The following is a 17,896-nucleotide window of genomic DNA, read 5'->3' as shown; positions in this document are numbered from 1 at the left end:
TCCTTCATATGTGTAACTTATCATAATGAACTGATTATAGAATGGAAACTGGAAATTGTAAACATCGTTTCTCATAGAAAATTAATAATATAGAAATTGTAGAGAAATAGGGCTATTTTCGGCCGTAATCTGCCTTGATTTCGCCCCACTGCTTGGTCTGCCATTTTAGCACTTTATTGCTGTACGTATTCGTCCGCAGCCACTGCTCTGCACGGTCAATCATCAGCCAGATCTCTTCGGTGGAAGCATCCCTTGCGAGCGTGGTGGACACCGCTTTTTGCTTCAACCATTTCATCGCATTGACAGAGTCCGTATAAACCGTCTTACTACTGCCCTCTTTTTTGAGATACGCCAAGGCATGTACGATTGCCAGAAATTCACCCAGATTATTCGTACCTTTGGAGATTGGCCCAACGGAGAAAATAATCTCACCCGTGCGGGTATCTACGCCTTTATATTCCACCGGCCCTGGATTCCCACGCGTACCAACATCAACCGAGATGCTGTCATAGTCAATTTCTGCGGAGGTCTCCATGCCCGCACTTCTTCCGCTACTGCCAGACTTCGTCTTCGAAGAAGCGCCTGAACCACTGGCACCCGTACCCCAGTTTCCTTTCCATCCTGCACGATATGCCTCTTCGGCGGCAGCTTTCGATTCATACGATTTATATTTTGCTCCGGTAAAATGATCCGTTTGTGCTTTGCATTCCGCCCATGTGCTGTATACGCCAGGCTGCTTTCCTGCCCAGACGACATAGTATTTCTGCTTTGCCAATATGACCCGCTCCTTCGTTTGCTGCATTCAATTCCTTATTGTAAACGATAGGGAGGTGAGATTGAAAGAAGCGTGTTTATCTTATTCCTGCACTTGATACCTCCATTTCTTCAACATGTCTAATGCTACTTCCAGAAGCTTGCTTTGGTTATGTGAGATTTGCATTTCAATAATTGTTTGACACCTAAGGTTTTGTAAATCAGATAACTTATCCATCATTTGCTCCAGCAACATGAATGACTGCGCGCTCACTTCAAGACTGGAATCACCGATAAATGGAATAATGTTCTCAATATGTACTATGTAATTCAGGTTTTCAAGAGCGTATAGCAATGTGCCTCTGCTTCCTGATGTCTTGGAGTCTGTGATGACTTCAATTAACGGTTCGACTGCTCGATCATCTCCAATGTCAGATAAAGCGATAGCAATTGTGTTGCGTAGTATGGCGTTGTCCGTAGATTTCAGGAGTTCAATCAAGAAAGCGAATTGAGTTATATCCTTTTTTTCACCAATATATGCTATTTGTTTAACAACGCCTTCCATATCTCCTTGGGAAAGATGCTTTTGTAACATGTTTGTATACATTGTACGTTGTATCACTCCTCATTTTTTAGAAGAAAGCTCTCCATAATAATATCGGTCATTTCCTTATTTTAGGATGTAGTATAATGGTCCTTATAATGTCGGGACTATTTTCCTTATCCACATCTCTTGTCCTAAACAATTGTATATTTCAACCAGATCAGGAACAGGCTAAGAAATACGACACATGATTTGGTACAGAAAGGAATACAACCAATGGACTGGATATGGAAATCCATCTTGCTTGTACTGATTGGTATGTTTCTACTGCGGATTGCTGGACGTAAATCTATCTCGCAAATGAGTGTAGCCACAACGGTCATTATTATCTCGATCGGAACAACGATCGTGCAGCCAATTGCGAATCATGAGTTAGGTAAAGCGATCGGGTCAGCGGCGGTATTTATCCTCACACTTCTGATTGTTGAACAGTTACAATTGAAGTTTAATTGGTTTGAAAAACTGATGAGCGGAAAATCGAAGGTTGTTGTGGAAGATGGGAAGTTGAATCTGCCGAATTTGAAACGCATGCGCTTCTCCGTGGACCAATTGGAGATGCAGTTGCGGGAGAAAGGGATTACAAGTATTGCCGATCTGGAAACGGCCACGATGGAACCAAACGGGCAACTCGGTTACGTGCTCAAACGGCACGCACGCCCAGTAACCGTAGGCGATTTGGAAGCACTCCTGAAGCAAGGTACGTGGCCCATGGAATCCAAGGAACTGTTCCAAGAGGTCATCCAGGATGGACACTCGCGTCCAATTGACTCCAAGATACAGTAAATGAAATAGACACCCGAATGCGAATGCCTTCAGGTGTCTTTTTTTGCCTTAATCTGCAATCCGTTATGAAATTAGGACTTGGAGGAAACTTCCGATTTGACCATATGATCCGGAATGTTGTTATTGGCAATGATTTCTCCAAATGGACCAACAAAGGAATGATCGCCGCTTTCTCCATGTTGCGAGTACTGAAGCTTTGGAAATAACAGCTCCGCTGTACGATAACATTCTTCCAGATGCGGATAACCTGATAAAATGAAGGTCTCGATCCCCAGTTCTTCATACTCTCTGATTCTGGCTGCGACCTGATCGGGATCACCGACAAGTGCGGTTCCGGCACCACCCCTAACCAAGCCGATACCCGTCCACAGATTGGGGCTAATCTCTAGGTTGGAACGATCCCCATTATGCAGCTTGGCCATTCTCTGCTGTCCTACGGAATCCATGCGGGCATAGATCTTCTGGGCAGCGGCTATTGTCTCCTCATCCAGATGGGAGATTAGCTCATTAGCGGCCTTCCATGCTTCGTCTGCTGTCGGACGCACAATAACATGCATACGTATGCCAAAACGAATGCTTCTTCCTTTCTTTGCAGCCAGTTCCCGCATTTGATGAATTTTGGCTTGCACCTGACTCGGAGGCTCACCCCACGTTAAATACACATCGACATGATCCGCTGCCACTTCCATTGCGGCTTCCGAGGAACCACCAAAATAGAGTGGTGGATGTGGCTTTTGGATGGTCGGATACAGGACGGAACCACCCTTAACCTTCAGATATTTACCTTCATAGTCAACAGCCTCTCCCTCCAATTCCTTCCGCCAAATGGTCAGAAATTCATCGGCTAACGCATAGCGCTCATCGTGGTCCAGGAACAGCCCTTCTCCTTCAAGCTCAATTGGATCTCCACCAGCCACCACATTGATCAGCAGTCTTCCTTTGGAGAAACGATCCAGTGTTGCGGCCATGCGTGCAGCTGTGGTTGGCATCATCAGACCTGGACGCGCCGCGACAAGAAACTTGAGCCTGTCCGTGGAAGAAATCAGCGATGAAGCAACAATCCAGGCATCTTCACACGACTTTCCCGTAGGTAACAAAACACCGGCATATCCAAGTTCATCCGCGGCTTGTGCCACCTGCTTGCAGTAATGATAACTGACTGCCCGGGCTCCTTCTTTTGTTCCAAGATACCTGCCATCCCCGTGCGTGGGAATAAACCAAAACAGTTCCATAGGTATGACCTCATTCCTATTTCTTATATTTTATTTTTCCGATTGATTTGGTGTGTTTTATTTATTATGATAGCTATTATCCGTTGGATATCAACGATCAATTAGCCAGAATCTGACGGTTAAACAACGCATTTGACCGATGTGTTGCGAAATGTCTTATTCATCTACATCCCCAAACCATTTGAAGGCTCAACAAAGTTGAACAATCCGTTGTTTTCGAGGTGATGAGAAGTGAATGAATCCCGTGGAGTGGATCGAAGAATTTTACGGACCCGTGTGATGATTTCCAAAGCTCTCCTGAAAATTCTGCCACAGAAAGCCTACACCGAAATTAGTGTCGTGGACATCGCCGAGCAAGCGAATATCAATCGATCTACCTTTTACGCCCACTTTCTGGACAAGGATGATTTATTGGATAGCATGGTGAATGAGAAATTTCAACTGCTTGAACAGTTACTGGCGGAACGGAATTCCCACTTTGGGAGTCTACCTTCATTTAACGAGCCAGATCCCATTTTTGCAGCATTGTTCGAGCATATATTGGAGCATGATGAATTCTATCAGGTGATGGTACTCATTAATCCTGCCGGGAATTTCAACAACCGGTTGAATGAAGTGATTAGAGAGATGTTTTTGGATCGGATATCCCAATTAGGTATGGAGCAAAAAGAAGTGCCTCTCGATATTTTGCTGGATCATATCAGCTTTTCCACCATTGGAATTATTCACAAATGGCTTGCTGACAGTAAGGTAAACTCACCTCATCATATGGCTCTTCAATTAACTCGCATTGCCCTGTTAGGAACATATAAAGCGATGGGAACATCGGATTAGAAGGAGTAGCCCCACCTCCAAAAAAATGATACATGGCATCTGAATACACTTGACATGTGACCCTTGACTCTAGAACAAAAAGAACTGTCATTTAAGCATATATTCCGCTTAAAGACAGTTCTTCTTTTGCTACTTAGTCCATAATTGCCTGTGCAACCGGAGTTATAGTGGAAGAGATAATGAGAGAACATGTGTGAGTTTCAGCTAAGACAGTCCTTGTCTCACCGTGTACTCAAATAGGCAATACCCAAGCCACCGGTAACCGGATTTTCATAGATTTCACATTCCACGTCGAATACTTCACCAATCATTTCACGGGTCAAGATATCGGCGGGTTTGCCATGAACCACAATCTGTCCCTGCTTCACAACATAGAGGTAATCGCAATACGCTGCAGCGAGTTCGAGATCATGAAGCGCAGCCAATATGCCGATATCCAGACTCCGCACAATGTTGAGGATCTGAAGCTGATATTTGATATCCAGATGATTGGTAGGCTCGTCCAATATCAGAAATTCGGGCTGCTGCGCCAGCACTCGGGCGAGGACCACACGCTGCTTCTCCCCGCCGGACAGGGACACGTAATTGCGGTCCGCATGTCCGGTCAGATGTACCTTTTCCAGCGCCTGTTCCACGATTTCATAATCCCGTTCATTATCCGTCTCCAGCAGCTTCTTGTGAGGAGTGCGACCCATCATGACCATTTCACGCACAGTAAAATCAAAGCTCAATTCGTTAAACTGACCCACAACGCCCATATGCCGGGACACGACCTTGGGACTGGATTTCAAAATGTCCGTATCATCGAGAAATACTTTGCCTTGCTGTGGTTTGATCACTTTATAGATGCTCTTGAGCAGCGTTGATTTGCCACAACCGTTCGGGCCAATCAGGCCTACGAATTGCTTGCCATTTACCTGTAAAGAAATGTCCCGGATAATATCCGTGTTCAGCACCGATATGGATACATTTTCTACATTCAGTTTCATGTTTATTTTCCTCCAAAACCGTAGCCTTTTTTGACTAACATATACATAAACATCGGCGCACCAATCATCGCTGTAATGATCCCGATTGGCAATTCAACGCTGGAAATCAGTGATCGTGCAATAACATCCGTCCAGATCAGGAAGATGGCACCGAATAGTACGGATACTGGCATGACTTTACGATGGTCAGATCCAACCAGCCCTCTCACAATATGCGGAATAATCAATCCAACAAAACCGATCATGCCGCAGCTTGCCACCATTACGCCGGTGACGAGAGCCGTTAACAGCATATACAACCTGCGATATACACTGAGATTAATCCCTAGCGTAACCGCGGCTTCGTCACCCAGCAGCATCGTATTAAGGACCCGGGATTGCAACAGGAAGAACAAAATGGCTACGAGCACAACGATGCTAATCAGCGGAAGCTTGTTCCATCCTGATGAGGCAAGACTGCCCATGGTCCAGAATGTTACGGTCTTGATGCCTTCGGCATTGTTGGCAAAATAAATGATAAAGTTCGAAAAGGCACTGCACAGTGCATTAATGACCATCCCGGCAAGCACCAGCTTGACCGATGTCATTTTCCCCCGAATACCTGCGAGAGCGAGGACCAGCAAGGACGCACCCATCGCTCCGGCAAATGCCCAGAAGGCCACCCCGGTCTGACCAAGCCAGCCAATCGCGCCGAATCCGATCAGAATGGCAAACGTAGCCCCGAGTGAAGCTCCTGAGGAGATCCCCAGTATATACGGGTCTGCAAGAGGATTCTGCACGGCAGCCTGCATAACTGCACCACATAAAGCTAACCCGGCACCGATAAACATGGCCATCAGTACACGCGGAAAGCGAATCTGCCAGATGATATCCGTAAAGGACCCCGCCTCAATCGGCGTAGAGCCGAATTGAAATCCGGTTAATTTGTACAACAGAATACGATAAGACTCGGCAAGCGGAATGCTCACCTGTCCAATGGATACAGCAATCCCAACCGAAACAACCATTACGATGATTAAAGCGGCAATCAATACTGCAAAACCGGATTTGCTGTGAATCAGTGATTCCCTTTTTCCCATACGCTGCTTCTGAATCTGAGCCGTCTGTGCCATCTTTTCCCCCATCAATATCACTTGAATTTGAATAATAAAAATTTAGCTATTTACAAAGCATTTTCTCGGATTATAATTGAGAATGATTATCTTTGTCAATTTAAAAAACATAAAGAAAAGGGGCTCGTCGCTAGATGAAATTCAAATTCAGAACCGTTTGGTTCGCTTCTTTAAGTCTCCTGTTACTCTTGCTTGCCGCATGTTCCAATGCAGCATCTTCCACCACTACCACCCCCGTTGTGGAGGGAAGCAATTCATCCGAAACGGCAACACAAGTAGAAAATACAAGCAAAACATCCTATCCGCTCACGATTGAGAACTTTACCATCTCAGGTGAAGGTGGCGAGTGGAAACCAAAATCACAAACATTCGAGAAAGCCCCCGAGCGTGTCGTCGCGAATACCCAATCTGCTGCAGAGATGCTGATCAAGCTTGGGCTAACCGATAAAATGGTTGGAGTCGCCGCATTGTATGGCACGGTTACTCCTGATGTCGCAGATGATTTTGCGAAAATTCCTGTCTTGTCCAAAGATTATGTGGGTAAAGAGCTCGTTGTAGGCGCAAGTCCGGATCTGGTGCTGGGACGTGGGGACCTCTTTGCAGACGCAGACTGGGGTGTAGGTACCGTGGATGGCTTGAACGACATGAACATCCGGACCTTCCTGCAAACCACGAATCATCAAGGGACATTGGACAGCCTCTATAATGATATTGCACAGTTGGGTCAAATCTTCGATGTACAGGACAACGCCGCAAAATTCACAGAAAGCCTGAAAGCTCGTGTTGAAGCCATCAAGTCAAGTGTGGCGGATCAATCTGAGCATCGTTTTGCCTACATCGTTCCTGCTACGGAAGACACGATTACTGTGAGCAGTATGCATAATGATACGTATCAGTTGGATGCACTGAGCCTGTTGAAACTGAAAAATACATTTGATGGCGTGCAAGGCGAAGTCAGTGTGGAACAGCTAATCACGGCAAACCCGGACTACTTGCTCTTATCCGCTTATGCCGGTTCCCCGGATATCGACAAGCTGATTCAAAATCTGTATGCCAACCCTGCACTGCAAAGCATGAATGCCATCAAAAACAAACAAATTTACGTAACAGATTTCAGTCAGTTCTGGGGTTATGGATATCAAATTCTGGACGGCATTGAGAAGATGGAACAGGAAATGAAAGCAAATCCGATCAAGTAATTGCAGGACATCTGCTTCCAATTTTGAATGGAAAAATCGGAAGAGCAGGAGAAAAGATTTCTCGCTGCTCTTTTTGTTCTCCGTTTATGTGTCAGATTTAAAATCCGAGCTTGACATTAGTTTGATAACAAACTATATTACATGTATGAAAACGACAGACGCTATATCACTCATATCCAAAATTAAAGAGAAGGTCAACCGCTTCATTTTATCCGAGATGGCTGGGCAGGGAATTCAGGATCTGGCCACGTCCCATGGGGATATAATCTACGCCCTGTACAACAACTCCAGAATGACCATGGCTGAAATCGCCAAAAAAATCGGTAAGGATAAATCCACGGTCACAGCGCTTGTCGACAAATTGGTGCGCAACGGTTATGTCGCCAAAGAGCGTGATGCAACAGATTCACGGATTGTCCATGTGACATTGACTGCAAAAGGAGAAGAGCTTAAACCGGTATTTGAACATATTTCACGTCGTATGCTGGACGCGTTTTATGCGGATGTTACTGAAGCGGAGAAAAAAGAACTGCTTCGAATTTTGATGAAAATTCACGGCAACTTCTAATTTTTTTTGGAGTAATAGTTTGATATAAAACTAATTTTTGGAGGTTTGTCCTAATGATCGATTTTACTCAATTGCTACCTGAACATGAAGTCAAAACGATAGGAAAACATGATTTGCACCTAGAAATATATGAAGCTGATACGGCTCCCCACTCGGTAAATCCAGTAATAAAGCCACCTCTCTTGTTTGTTCATGGCGCATATACAGGCAGCTGGATGTGGAGCAAATATATCCCCCACTTCGTTGAACAAGGCTGGACCTGCTACGTTTTGAACCTCAGAAGTCATTACAAAAGCCGGGTAATGGACATGACGAAAATTACGTTTGAGGATTATTTGGAGGATATCCGTGAAGTTCTGGCAGAGTGTACAGCGCCCCCTGTTCTCATCGGCTTCAGCATGGGCGGAATACTCAGTCAGAAGATTGCCGAGACGATTACTTTAGCTGGATTGGTCGTGATTGATTCTAGTCTAAGCCAGGAAGTTCATCAATTGATTCCCTATCCTGAGAGTAATCGAATTACACCTGACATTGTCATCCCTCCCCCGGCCCGCGAAGAGCACAGCAGTATTGACGAATCTGCGGAGGATATTGCCTTTCAGCGTAAATATCTGCAGATGGAGTCATCGAAGGCATTTCTCACGTTCTCAGCAGCATTCGGGTTAAGCGGCGGTGTATCCATCAACGGCAATTTAATTACATGTCCAAGTCTGGTAATCAAAGCCGTAGAATCCGATGATGAGGAGCGAAGAGGTCAATTGACTGCAGAACAGCTTGGCGCTGAATATGCAGGGCTGTGGGATACAACCCATACCGGATTGCTCGTCGGCCAGCGATATTTGGAAGTTGTGGAGATCATCCTGAAATGGTTAAATCGGGGGAATTAAAATCAAACCCGAGCACAACAAAGTCGCCCTTCCTCTAAAGTACAGCTCCAATGGTACGTTGCATCTCCGAATTGAATTGCAGTCTGAGTCATGGGCGACTTGTATTTTTCTTTGTTACACGTTTTTCTTTTTACAAATATATATCACTGCCATAAGGAGGAACCATACAGGGGTAACAAATAGCGCTACACGCGTATCCTCAGCCAATGCCAGAATCACCAACACAAATACCAAAAACGTCAGAATCAAGTAGTTGGAGAATGGATAGAGTGGCAGTCTAAAGCGACTCCGGCTCGCCAGTTCCGGGCGGGTACGGCGGTATCTGAGATGACAAATCACCATAATGCCCCAGACGAAGATGAAACAGACCGTTGAGACACTGGTGATCAGCGTAAATACCCCCTCCGGCATCACATAGTTCAGAACAATCGCAATCAGAATAACGATCGTGGAGAAAAAAAGCGCATTGGAAGGAACCTTTCTGTTATTCAATCGTGCGAACGAAGTGGGCGCGTTGCGATCCTTCGCCATGGAGAACACCATACGGCTTGTGCTGAAAATGGCGCTGTTACAGGCCGAAGCAGCAGATGTTAGTACCACAAAATTCACAATGCCGGCAGCTGCTGCAATGCCCACGGCTGCAAATACCTGAACAAACGGACTCTCGCTGGGCACAATTGCGTTCCATGGGTAGATACTCATAATAATCAGCAGTGCGCCAACATAGAAAAGCAAGACACGGATGGGAATCTGGTTAATCGCTCTCGGAATAACCTTCTCCGGATTCTCGGTTTCTCCCGCTGTCAATCCCACCAGTTCCATGCCTACAAAGGCGAACACCACCATCTGGAATGATATGATGAATCCATGCATTCCATTCGGAAACCATCCCCCATGACTCCACAGATTGGTGAAACTCGAAGGCCCTTGATCCGTGGTAAAACCTTTGAAGATCATATAAAGACCAACAACAATCAGTGCCAGTATGGCCAATACTTTTATCAGGGCAAACCAGAATTCCATTTCACCAAACAGCTTAACCGTTGCCAGATTCATGATCAGTAAAACGATCAGTGCAATCAATCCGGGCATCCATTGGGGTACTTGCGGAAACCAGAACTGCGTATACAATCCAACTGCCGTAATATCAGCCATCGCAATGGAAATCCAGCAGAACCAGTAGGTCCAACCTGTAATAAATGCCGCCATGTTCCCCAGGTAATCACGCACAAAATCAACAAAGGAGTGATACTGCAAGTTGCTTAGCAGCAGTTCCCCCAATGCACGCATGATGAGAAATAACACAATACCCGTAATAATATAGGCCAGCAAGATGGATGGCCCTGTCAGTTGAATCGTTTTGCCTGCTCCGAGAAACAGACCTGTACCGATTGCACCTCCAATCGCCATCAGTTGCACGTGCCTGTTCTTTAATCCTCGTGTTAATGTTTCTTCTTGCATGGTAAACCACCACTCTCTTTCTGCACATGCTCTCTACGATGTCAAACTTGTATACAACTCATCATATAATAATCTGTCGTGAATACCTATAATTCTTTTAGATTTTTTTGCGCAGCAAAGAGGCCACCTTTTGAAAAGGCGCCCTCTGATCTGGTCAACGATTATTTGTGTTTATAAAACTCGTGATACAGCTTCATAAGCGCCCTCTTCTCAATCCGTGATACATAGGAGCGTGAGATGCCAAGTTCCTTGGCTATCTCGCGTTGGGTGCGCTCTTCCCCGCCTGCCTCCAAGCCGAATCGGCCAATTACAACTTCCTTCTCCCGATCATCCAAGATGTCGAGATTGCGGTAAATCTTACTTTTTTCAATCTTGAGTTGTACCTTATCTACAACGTCGTCGGCTTCTGTTCCGAGAATATCAATTAATGTAATTTCATTGCCCTCTTTGTCCGTTCCGATTGGATCATGAAGGGAAACGTCTTTGCGTGTTTTCTTCAGGGAACGCAAATGCATAAGTATTTCGTTTTCAATACAACGGGCAGCAAACGTAGCAAGTTTGGTCCCTTTGCCTTGTTGAAAACTTTCGATCGCCTTAATCAAACCAATCGTTCCGATCGAAATCAAGTCTTCCTGGTCTTCGCCAGTATTGTCAAATTTCTTGACGATATGCGCGACGAGGCGCAGATTGTGTTCGATAAGCAAATTACGCGAATGTGCGTTGCCTTCAGCCATAAGGCGTAAATGTTTGGCTTCATCATCCTCAGCCAGTGGCTGGGGAAATGCATTATTTTTGACATACGAGACGAGTAACGTTAACTCTTTGATGAAAAGGGCAATTGCGGTAAACAATCCGGGCACAGATGACACCTCCTGCAGTTTTACAACGATCTGGCCTGAGCACATGTGGGAACAGGGTCGATTTATTGTATGTAGGCGTGTGCCCAGAAGTGCACGTACACTTGAAAAAGGGAAGTTATTCGCGGAGATTTATACACTCACTGAAACAATCGAGCCCACCTTTTGAAGGATGAGGAATTCTTTCTCGACACTATCGATAAAATACTTCTTCTCACCAAATATCACGACATCATTCTCAGCTAATTGAACATCGCTTTTGAAATAAATAAAATTGTCCGTTTCTCTGAACGCACCTTTGTAGTAGTACAAGTTGTCACCTTCTCCTTGGAAAAATGAATGATATCAACTGCTGTAATTACTATTCTTTTCGTTTAAAACACAGCTTGTAAAGCATAAGCCCCATCCCAGATGAACAAATAAGATATCCAAAGAACAAGAACAGTAAATAAATACCATGAAGATCTTCAGGAATCTGATTTACACCTTCAAACCACGCAGAACGAATAGGATACAGTAGCGCTACCCAAATGATCAGTAAGATTAGAATATAATTAATTATTTTTCTCACAATAACGATCCTTTCAAGTCCGAGTGGAAACAAGAATTAATATATAGCAACTCCTACAACGAAAGGAAAAAAGCCGCTAGATTTAGCGACTTCCTATGGTACAATGTTGCCGCCCCGACACTTGGAGAGTACAAAATCAGCATCTTTTCTTAGTAATGTGAGATTGTAATGCCATGGATAAGTCCCTCGGTTGAATTGGAGGCGAAATGGACCCGAGTGTCCCCAAAACGATAGGAGAGTAAATATTCTCCTTGAATATCAGGGTTCTCACCCTTTTGACCTTTTCCCAACATCTTCTCAATGTCACTGAAGGTTTTCATAGGGAGGGTTTTCCAACTCAAATAAATATGGTCAAGACGGTCTGTGTCTCCCTCCCCAAAATTAAAGGAAGCATACTCTACCCCTTCAAATATCCAGAAAAGTCCTCCCATTTCCGGTTCATAATAGGGTTCACTATTTGAACTTTTCAGCGCTTTTGATACTTCTGCTTTCGTTTGTCCAAAGCTTATATTTTCAAACCCCGGTATTCTCCCACTCTTCAACTCTTGAATGGAGTTTTTATTTAAATCAAAAAATGGCCTGCTCAGTTCAGACTGAATTTTGGAGAAAGGAACTTTCACCTCTATAAATCCCGCCGCATAAGGCCCAACTTCGTATGGATTAAATACCAAGACAATTCCTGTGTTTTGGTAGTAAAAGCTAGATGTATTCGACAAGGGAAAGTTATAAAAACTGTCCGGGAAAACATTCTCATTACTCTTTAGGTCTGATTCAATACCCTCAGCTAGATTAACAGCTTGTTTATTGGTTTGAATCACCTGGTTCAAGTAGAGGCGTTTTCCTGTTGTTAGATCATAATTATAAGTCGTTACTTCTTCATACCCGTGCGCGCCGCCTCTGAAATTATAATCTGTATATACAATAGATAGTAGGTTGTTTTGATTGTATTTAGTCTGTGCAGTTGTATTCCAGTAAAAGTAATCTTGCTGTTTTTTTAGATATGTATTCTGTATAGCGGCATTTACGGCATGGATTTTGAGTGTTTTATTTATTTTATCCCTGACCTTTTGTTCGCCGCCAATTATTTGAACATACTTTTGCCCTTTATACGAGTAAATTTTTGTCGTTACTGTGCTCGACCCGGCTGCATTCGCATCACTTATTGGGATTATAAATAGAAACACCAATAAGAAGCTTATTAACATAGCAAATGTTTTATTCAAATTGAAATCCATCCTTTCTAATTATTATGATATACCAATAATACTGTAACTTGGCTGGTTTGTCTTTTTCTAGTTGAAACTGTAATCCATCCATAGAACAGCCTCCATCCACACGTTAATGCGGAGTGAAGGCTGCGTCTACCTATCTGTATTTAATTCACCGGTGCCGGCTCTACAGCATCTGCGATTTCCGGCATTCTCGTTTTGCGTTCCATTGTCACGCTAATGAGTAATCCAACAAGTCCAAGTGCTGCAATAACTGCTGCATACAACGGTACTGAGATAAGTCCCGTATGCGTAATTGCAAACCCGCCCAAATAGGCACCACCTGCGTTGCCCAGATTAAAGGCCGAGTGACTCGACGTTGTCGCCAGCAGCGGTGCCTCGCGAGTCATATTCATAATTCGAATTTGCAACCCTGGCATAATACCAAAAGCCGCAACGCCCCAACAGAAGATGGTCATTACCGCGAGATACGGATTGTCCAATGTCAACGTTAAGGCCGCCAACAGAACTGCCAATATACCGAAGTTAACCATCAACGAAGGCATCAACTTCCAGTCTGCCAGACGGCCCCCCAGTATATTACCCAATGTAACGCCGACACCGAACAGCACCAGAATCCAGGTCACGCTCTGCTCCGCAAATCCACTAATATCGACAAGCATTGGTGTTATATAGGTGAACACAGCGAACAGGCTTCCACAGCCCAGCGCACCAATCAGCAATATTAATAACACTTGGGGGCGAATCAGATTCCGGAATTGCTGTCCCAGGTTTGCTGGTGGTCCCTGCTGAATCACCGGAATAAAACGAATGATACCCATCAATGAGATGATGCCCAGAATAGTAATGGCTCCGAATGATGACCGCCATCCTAGCTGCTGCCCAATGAAGGTACCAAACGGCACACCGATAATATTGGCAATCGTTAATCCAGCCAGTACTACGGATACCGCCCCGGCCCTTCTCTCCGGTGCAACCAATCGTGTTGCCATCAGCGAGCCTACACCCAGAAACGTACCATGGGCGAATGCCGTTAGAATACGTGCCGAGATGAGCAACCCATAAGTTGGTGCAATAACAGACAATGCATTACCGATGATAAAAATACACATTAGCAGTACCAGCAGTTTTTTCTGCGGTATCTTGTGCGTAAACACGGTTAGTACAGGCGCACCCACCGCCACACCAAGCGCGTAACCCGTAATTAACTGCCCTGCTTGGGGGATGCTCACATTCAAATCCGTTGCTACATTGGGCAGAAGGCCCATAATAATAAACTCTGTCATGCCAATGGCAAAAGCCCCTACCGTCAGACATAACAGGGATAAGGGAAACGCTCCTCGTTTAGCAGACTTCGTACCTTCCGATTCCGTTTGTGATGATTCTGTCTTACGCATATGATGTTCTCTTCTCCTGTCTCTTCTATCTAGCTTCCGCCTTTGACCACAATGCCTCTGACAATTCGCTTAGCGTATCCTGCATGGCCAGCCTCTCTCGCCAGTGTGCCGGAATGCCGCTTAATCCATAGTACGCCCCGGCAATTTGCCCATATACCGCTCCCGTGGTGTCCGCATCATCACCCAGATTCACTGCCAGCAGCGCCCCCTCTTCGAAGGTCGATGATTGATGGAATGCCCATAACGCTGCTTCAAGTGAACGAACAACATAGCCGCTCCCCTGAATATCAGGCGGTGCTTTATCCCGGTATGATCCCTGGACTATTTCTTCAATCGCTGGTGAAAAAGATTTCTCTTCCCTCCACTGACGGCAGGTAGCAGGCCGTAATATGACATCCTTGTCCGCTCCGCGCAGTCCTGCAACCAATATTGCTGCCAGCACTTCACATGCTTCCACACTTTCAACAGCAGCATGTGTCGTTCTGGAACTCAACCCAGCATACCGCACTGCTTGATCCGGCTGCTTGGCATATGCCATAGCTACAGGTGCGAGCCGCATAATTGATCCATTCCCAGCAGTCATCGGGTTGGTTGAACCACTATACGCTTCACCGGTTGCTGCAAACCGTTCGAGGGCACTGCGAGTAGCCCCGCCAATATCAAAGCAGGTTCCTGTACTGCTCATATAACCCACCTGATACCAATTCGTATATCTACGCATCTGATCCCCGGGATCAAAGTTCTCTTTTCTCACCAAGCTTTCTGCCAGACACAGGGCCATCGACGTATCATCCGTCCACTGTCCAGGTGCCAAATCGAATACCCCGCCGCCCACAATATCGGTAACAGGCTTAAATGTGCCGGGACTGCTGAATTCCACTGTGGTTCCCAGTGCATCTCCCGCGGCAAGCCCAATCAAACAACCTTGGAAACGATCCTTATACAGCATCTTCGATCCCTCCTCCGCGATTTAACTCTCAAATGACTTCTTCCATTCTCCCACATGGCTTGATATGGCGTAAAGAATTTTAATAGGTTATTTCGATTGCAAATTTATTTTAACCCTTTGCTGAGTTGCCTTTCTTCTATTACAAAAGTGTCGAAAGCTGTTGAACGGTTGAATTATCCAAAATTCCTTAAAAAAAGTTTGATACGTTTAAACTGAAAATACAGGTTTTCCAGTACACCGCTTACACGCAAAGGGTATAACGTTTTTCCACTTTTACAATTTTCTGAAAACACATCATCCATGTGCAAGTTTTACATGTAAACAATCATAACGCGCTTGACCCTCCCGTTTGTCCTATGTTACGGTTTCATTAGCTTATACACCTGTTTTTTCCCAAATTAATATTTATAACTTTGCTTTCACGTCAACTAATGTACCGCAAGTTAAAAAGATTACAGTGTGTATTGGCAGAGAAATTCATTTAGCTTTATCCCAAAACTAATTCTGAAACAGGAGGAACAAATTTATGATTAAGGCACTGGTTTTTGATTTCGATGGAACGATTATTGATACGGAGACAGCATGGTATGTTGCTTTTCGTGATGCCTACAAGGAACACGGCGTAGACTTAACCCTGGAGATGTACTCGCAATGCATCGGTACCAGTCTGAAAACATTTAATCCTTATGAGTACCTCATCACAGATTTGAATCTTCCGATCGATCGGGAAGCGTTCAGGGAATCCGTTCAGTTGCATCATGCAGCATTAATGAACAAAGAACAGGTAAGACCCGGTATCCAAAACTACCTGGAAGCTGCACGCAAAGCTGGATTGAAACTTGCTGTCGCTTCAAGCTCCAAACGAGAGTGGGTTGAACAGCATCTGGAGCAGCTCAAGCTGAAGGATTACTTTGAAGTCATTCGCACCGCAGATGATGTTACCCATGTGAAGCCTGATCCTGCATTGTACAATCAAGCACTTGAAGCCCTTGGAGTAACTGCAGACGAAGCCGTAGCGATTGAGGATTCACCTAACGGCGCGCGTGCAGCTGCTGCGGCTGGTATTCACTGCGTTGTCATCTCGAATACCATTACCGGGACACTTGATTTCGATATGCCTCACCAACGGCTGTCATGCTTGACCGACCTCGAATTTAACGATTTGATTTCGAAACCACTCGTCACTACGGTCTAAAGACTGAACGAATTTCGCATTTCAAACTTTAAAGGGGGAGTTCACACATGAAAGCTGTACATTTTGGTGCGGGCAATATTGGCCGCGGATTTATCGGTCATATGTTGTCCGCTTCCGATTATGAAGTCTGCTTTGTCGCACGTAACCCGAAGAAAATCGCCATGCTTCAAAAGAGGCAGGAATATCCCATTACCCTCGCAAATGCGGATCAGGATACAACGATTGTGAATAACGTAACCGCCATTAGTGTCGGCGAACAGGATCGCGTTGCTGAAGTGATTGCTTCAGCAGATCTGATCACAACAGCCGTCGGTGTATCGGCGCTGGAAGATATCGCTGAACCGATCGCCAAAGGCATCTATCTGCGTATGAAAAATAATAATTCTGCACCACTTCACATTATCGCTTGCGAAAATGCCATCGGAGGCAGCACTCGGCTGAAAAAACGGGTATATCCGTTTCTGGATGTAGAAACCCGTGAAAAAGCAGAACGTTATGTCTCATTCCCCAATGCAGCGGTTGACCGCATCGTCCCCGCTCAGGATCATAAAGACCCGCTACAAGTTACCGTTGAGCCTTTCTATGAATGGGTGGTTCATCGCCCTGCACTGCTGGAAGGATTTAAGGAAATTGAAGGTGTGCACTACGTGGACTCTCTTGAACCTTATATTGAGCGCAAAATGTTTACGGTAAATACCGGTCACTGCGTTGCCGCATACTTCGGATATCTTGAAGGATTTAAGACAATCCGGCAAGCTATGAGTCATGCACCTCTTCGTGCCAAGGTACGCAAAGTGATGGAAGAAACCGGAGCCATGCTCATCGCCAAGCACGGTTTTAATCCACAGAAACACAGCAAATATATCGATACGATTCTCGAACGTTTTGCCAATCCGAACCTGACGGATCAGGTAACACGGGTCGGACGTTCGCCCCTTCGCAAGTTATCGCCTTACGACCGGCTTGTTCGCCCAGCGATGCAGGCCTGCGAATTCGGAATTGAAATTCCTCATTTAACTTCCGCTATGGCAGCCGCGATGCTGTTCAATCATGAACATGACGAGGAAGCCATAAAGCTCCAACACCTGATTCGCGAAGATGGCGTCTCTGCCTTCATTCGTGAGCGCATGGGAATTCCCGACGAACATCCCGTCCATCAGCATGCCGTTGCCCGTTATGAAGAGCTCAAAGGGCGACAGGAATCAACCATTTTAACCTGATTAACAATAGGTCAAAGAGTTTGATCCCGCAAACTGAATAGACATACGAACAAAAA

Annotated in this window: 18 protein-coding genes; 7 read left to right on the top strand and 11 right to left on the bottom strand. The window is 45.2% G+C overall.

Translation table 11 applies throughout. The features are described from left to right. Window positions 1–112: 112 nt before the first annotated feature. The gene (gene rnhA, locus ACR1R9_RS04400) at window positions 113–775 is read right to left on the bottom strand and encodes a ribonuclease H (protein ID WP_063567948.1); all 663 of its coding nucleotides are present in this window, start codon (window positions 773–775) and stop codon (window positions 113–115) included. Between the two features lie 81 nt (window positions 776–856). Beyond that, on the bottom strand, window positions 857–1,348 hold the full coding sequence (locus ACR1R9_RS04395; RefSeq protein WP_326101755.1) for a HEAT repeat domain-containing protein: 492 nt from the start codon (window positions 1,346–1,348) through the stop codon (window positions 857–859). A 225-nt stretch (window positions 1,349–1,573) separates the two neighbouring features. Here ACR1R9_RS04395 and ACR1R9_RS04390 point away from each other — a divergent pair, with 225 nt between their 5' ends. Next, window positions 1,574–2,140 (top strand): DUF421 domain-containing protein, encoded by a 567-nt coding sequence (locus ACR1R9_RS04390; protein ID WP_076288015.1) that lies wholly within the window; start codon window positions 1,574–1,576, stop codon window positions 2,138–2,140. A 71-nt stretch (window positions 2,141–2,211) separates the two neighbouring features. On the opposite strand, the gene ssuD is transcribed toward ACR1R9_RS04390, so the two are convergent. Next, on the bottom strand, window positions 2,212–3,372 hold the full coding sequence (gene ssuD, locus ACR1R9_RS04385; RefSeq protein ID WP_376036026.1) for an FMNH2-dependent alkanesulfonate monooxygenase: 1,161 nt from the start codon (window positions 3,370–3,372) through the stop codon (window positions 2,212–2,214). A gap of 231 nt (window positions 3,373–3,603) precedes the next feature. Here ssuD and ACR1R9_RS04380 point away from each other — a divergent pair, with 231 nt between their 5' ends. After that, window positions 3,604–4,206, top strand: a complete 603-nt coding sequence (locus ACR1R9_RS04380; protein ID WP_433921628.1) for a TetR/AcrR family transcriptional regulator — start codon at window positions 3,604–3,606, stop codon at window positions 4,204–4,206. Window positions 4,207–4,427: 221 nt separating this feature from the next. Here the strand turns inward: ACR1R9_RS04380 and ACR1R9_RS04375 are convergent, their stop codons facing one another. After that, entirely contained in the window at window positions 4,428–5,195 is a 768-nt protein-coding gene (locus tag ACR1R9_RS04375; RefSeq protein WP_433921629.1) for an ABC transporter ATP-binding protein, read from the bottom strand. 2 nt (window positions 5,196–5,197) lie between these two features. After that, window positions 5,198–6,274 (bottom strand): FecCD family ABC transporter permease, encoded by a 1,077-nt coding sequence (locus tag ACR1R9_RS04370; protein WP_218642250.1) that lies wholly within the window; start codon window positions 6,272–6,274, stop codon window positions 5,198–5,200. A 167-nt stretch (window positions 6,275–6,441) separates the two neighbouring features. Here ACR1R9_RS04370 and ACR1R9_RS04365 point away from each other — a divergent pair, with 167 nt between their 5' ends. From ACR1R9_RS04365 to ACR1R9_RS04355, 3 genes are all read left to right on the top strand, one after another. Then, window positions 6,442–7,506 (top strand): ABC transporter substrate-binding protein, encoded by a 1,065-nt coding sequence (locus ACR1R9_RS04365; RefSeq protein WP_175383207.1) that lies wholly within the window; start codon window positions 6,442–6,444, stop codon window positions 7,504–7,506. A gap of 145 nt (window positions 7,507–7,651) precedes the next feature. Then, a complete protein-coding gene (locus ACR1R9_RS04360; RefSeq protein ID WP_064640736.1) occupies window positions 7,652–8,074 on the top strand; it encodes a MarR family winged helix-turn-helix transcriptional regulator in 423 nt (140 codons plus the stop codon). A 53-nt stretch (window positions 8,075–8,127) separates the two neighbouring features. Next, window positions 8,128–8,961 (top strand): alpha/beta hydrolase, encoded by an 834-nt coding sequence (locus ACR1R9_RS04355; RefSeq protein ID WP_433921630.1) that lies wholly within the window; start codon window positions 8,128–8,130, stop codon window positions 8,959–8,961. A 114-nt stretch (window positions 8,962–9,075) separates the two neighbouring features. On the opposite strand, the gene ACR1R9_RS04350 is transcribed toward ACR1R9_RS04355, so the two are convergent. The 6 genes from ACR1R9_RS04350 to ACR1R9_RS04325 form a co-directional block, all read right to left on the bottom strand. Then, on the bottom strand, window positions 9,076–10,422 hold the full coding sequence (locus tag ACR1R9_RS04350; protein ID WP_433921631.1) for an amino acid permease: 1,347 nt from the start codon (window positions 10,420–10,422) through the stop codon (window positions 9,076–9,078). Between the two features lie 161 nt (window positions 10,423–10,583). Then, complete coding sequence (gene sigK / locus ACR1R9_RS04345) at window positions 10,584–11,282, bottom strand: RNA polymerase sporulation sigma factor SigK (RefSeq protein WP_076288009.1); 699 nt, start codon at window positions 11,280–11,282, stop codon at window positions 10,584–10,586. A 129-nt stretch (window positions 11,283–11,411) separates the two neighbouring features. Further along, window positions 11,412–11,591 (bottom strand): hypothetical protein, encoded by a 180-nt coding sequence (locus tag ACR1R9_RS04340; RefSeq protein ID WP_063565447.1) that lies wholly within the window; start codon window positions 11,589–11,591, stop codon window positions 11,412–11,414. 408 nt (window positions 11,592–11,999) lie between these two features. Further along, window positions 12,000–13,073, bottom strand: a complete 1,074-nt coding sequence (locus tag ACR1R9_RS04335; RefSeq protein ID WP_433921632.1) for a DUF3298 domain-containing protein — start codon at window positions 13,071–13,073, stop codon at window positions 12,000–12,002. A 152-nt stretch (window positions 13,074–13,225) separates the two neighbouring features. Next, window positions 13,226–14,476 carry an MFS transporter gene (locus ACR1R9_RS04330; RefSeq protein ID WP_433921633.1) on the bottom strand — a complete coding sequence of 417 codons (1,251 nt, stop codon included), beginning with the start codon at window positions 14,474–14,476 and terminating at the stop codon, window positions 13,226–13,228. 25 nt (window positions 14,477–14,501) lie between these two features. Beyond that, the gene (locus ACR1R9_RS04325; RefSeq protein ID WP_433921634.1) at window positions 14,502–15,425 is read right to left on the bottom strand and encodes an ADP-ribosylglycohydrolase family protein; all 924 of its coding nucleotides are present in this window, start codon (window positions 15,423–15,425) and stop codon (window positions 14,502–14,504) included. Window positions 15,426–15,951: 526 nt separating this feature from the next. Between ACR1R9_RS04325 and ACR1R9_RS04320 the strand changes: the two genes are divergently transcribed. Together ACR1R9_RS04320 and ACR1R9_RS04315 are read left to right on the top strand one after the other, a co-directional pair. Further along, complete coding sequence (locus ACR1R9_RS04320) at window positions 15,952–16,620, top strand: HAD family hydrolase (protein ID WP_433921635.1); 669 nt, start codon at window positions 15,952–15,954, stop codon at window positions 16,618–16,620. A gap of 47 nt (window positions 16,621–16,667) precedes the next feature. Next, window positions 16,668–17,840, top strand: a complete 1,173-nt coding sequence (locus ACR1R9_RS04315) for a mannitol-1-phosphate 5-dehydrogenase (RefSeq protein ID WP_376035999.1) — start codon at window positions 16,668–16,670, stop codon at window positions 17,838–17,840. Window positions 17,841–17,896: the final 56 nt, after the last annotated feature.

This window comes from Paenibacillus taichungensis, assembly GCF_050994985.1.
In the GTDB taxonomy this organism is placed as follows: Bacteria; Bacillota; Bacilli; order Paenibacillales; family Paenibacillaceae; genus Paenibacillus; species Paenibacillus taichungensis.
Note: the sequence above shows the minus strand (reverse complement) of the source record. Positions and strands in the feature narration are given on the sequence as shown.

Bases quoted from the DNA above. Each gene is read 5' to 3' on its own strand.
- ACR1R9_RS04395 (WP_326101755.1), bottom strand. From the start codon at position 1,348: ATGTTACAAAAGCATCTTTCCCAAGGAGATATGGAAGGCGTTGTTAAA.
- ACR1R9_RS04390 (WP_076288015.1), top strand. From the start codon at position 1,574: ATGGACTGGATATGGAAATCCATCTTGCTTGTACTGATTGGTATGTTT.
- ssuD (WP_376036026.1), bottom strand. From the start codon at position 3,372: ATGGAACTGTTTTGGTTTATTCCCACGCACGGGGATGGCAGGTATCTT.
- ACR1R9_RS04375 (WP_433921629.1), bottom strand. From the start codon at position 5,195: ATGAAACTGAATGTAGAAAATGTATCCATATCGGTGCTGAACACGGAT.
- ACR1R9_RS04370 (WP_218642250.1), bottom strand. From the start codon at position 6,274: ATGGGAAAAAGGGAATCACTGATTCACAGCAAATCCGGTTTTGCAGTA.
- ACR1R9_RS04365 (WP_175383207.1), top strand. From the start codon at position 6,442: ATGAAATTCAAATTCAGAACCGTTTGGTTCGCTTCTTTAAGTCTCCTG.
- ACR1R9_RS04360 (WP_064640736.1), top strand. From the start codon at position 7,652: ATGAAAACGACAGACGCTATATCACTCATATCCAAAATTAAAGAGAAG.
- ACR1R9_RS04355 (WP_433921630.1), top strand. From the start codon at position 8,128: ATGATCGATTTTACTCAATTGCTACCTGAACATGAAGTCAAAACGATA.
- ACR1R9_RS04350 (WP_433921631.1), bottom strand. From the start codon at position 10,422: ATGCAAGAAGAAACATTAACACGAGGATTAAAGAACAGGCACGTGCAA.
- ACR1R9_RS04330 (WP_433921633.1), bottom strand. From the start codon at position 14,476: ATGCGTAAGACAGAATCATCACAAACGGAATCGGAAGGTACGAAGTCT.
- ACR1R9_RS04325 (WP_433921634.1), bottom strand. From the start codon at position 15,425: ATGCTGTATAAGGATCGTTTCCAAGGTTGTTTGATTGGGCTTGCCGCG.
- ACR1R9_RS04320 (WP_433921635.1), top strand. From the start codon at position 15,952: ATGATTAAGGCACTGGTTTTTGATTTCGATGGAACGATTATTGATACG.
- ACR1R9_RS04315 (WP_376035999.1), top strand. From the start codon at position 16,668: ATGAAAGCTGTACATTTTGGTGCGGGCAATATTGGCCGCGGATTTATC.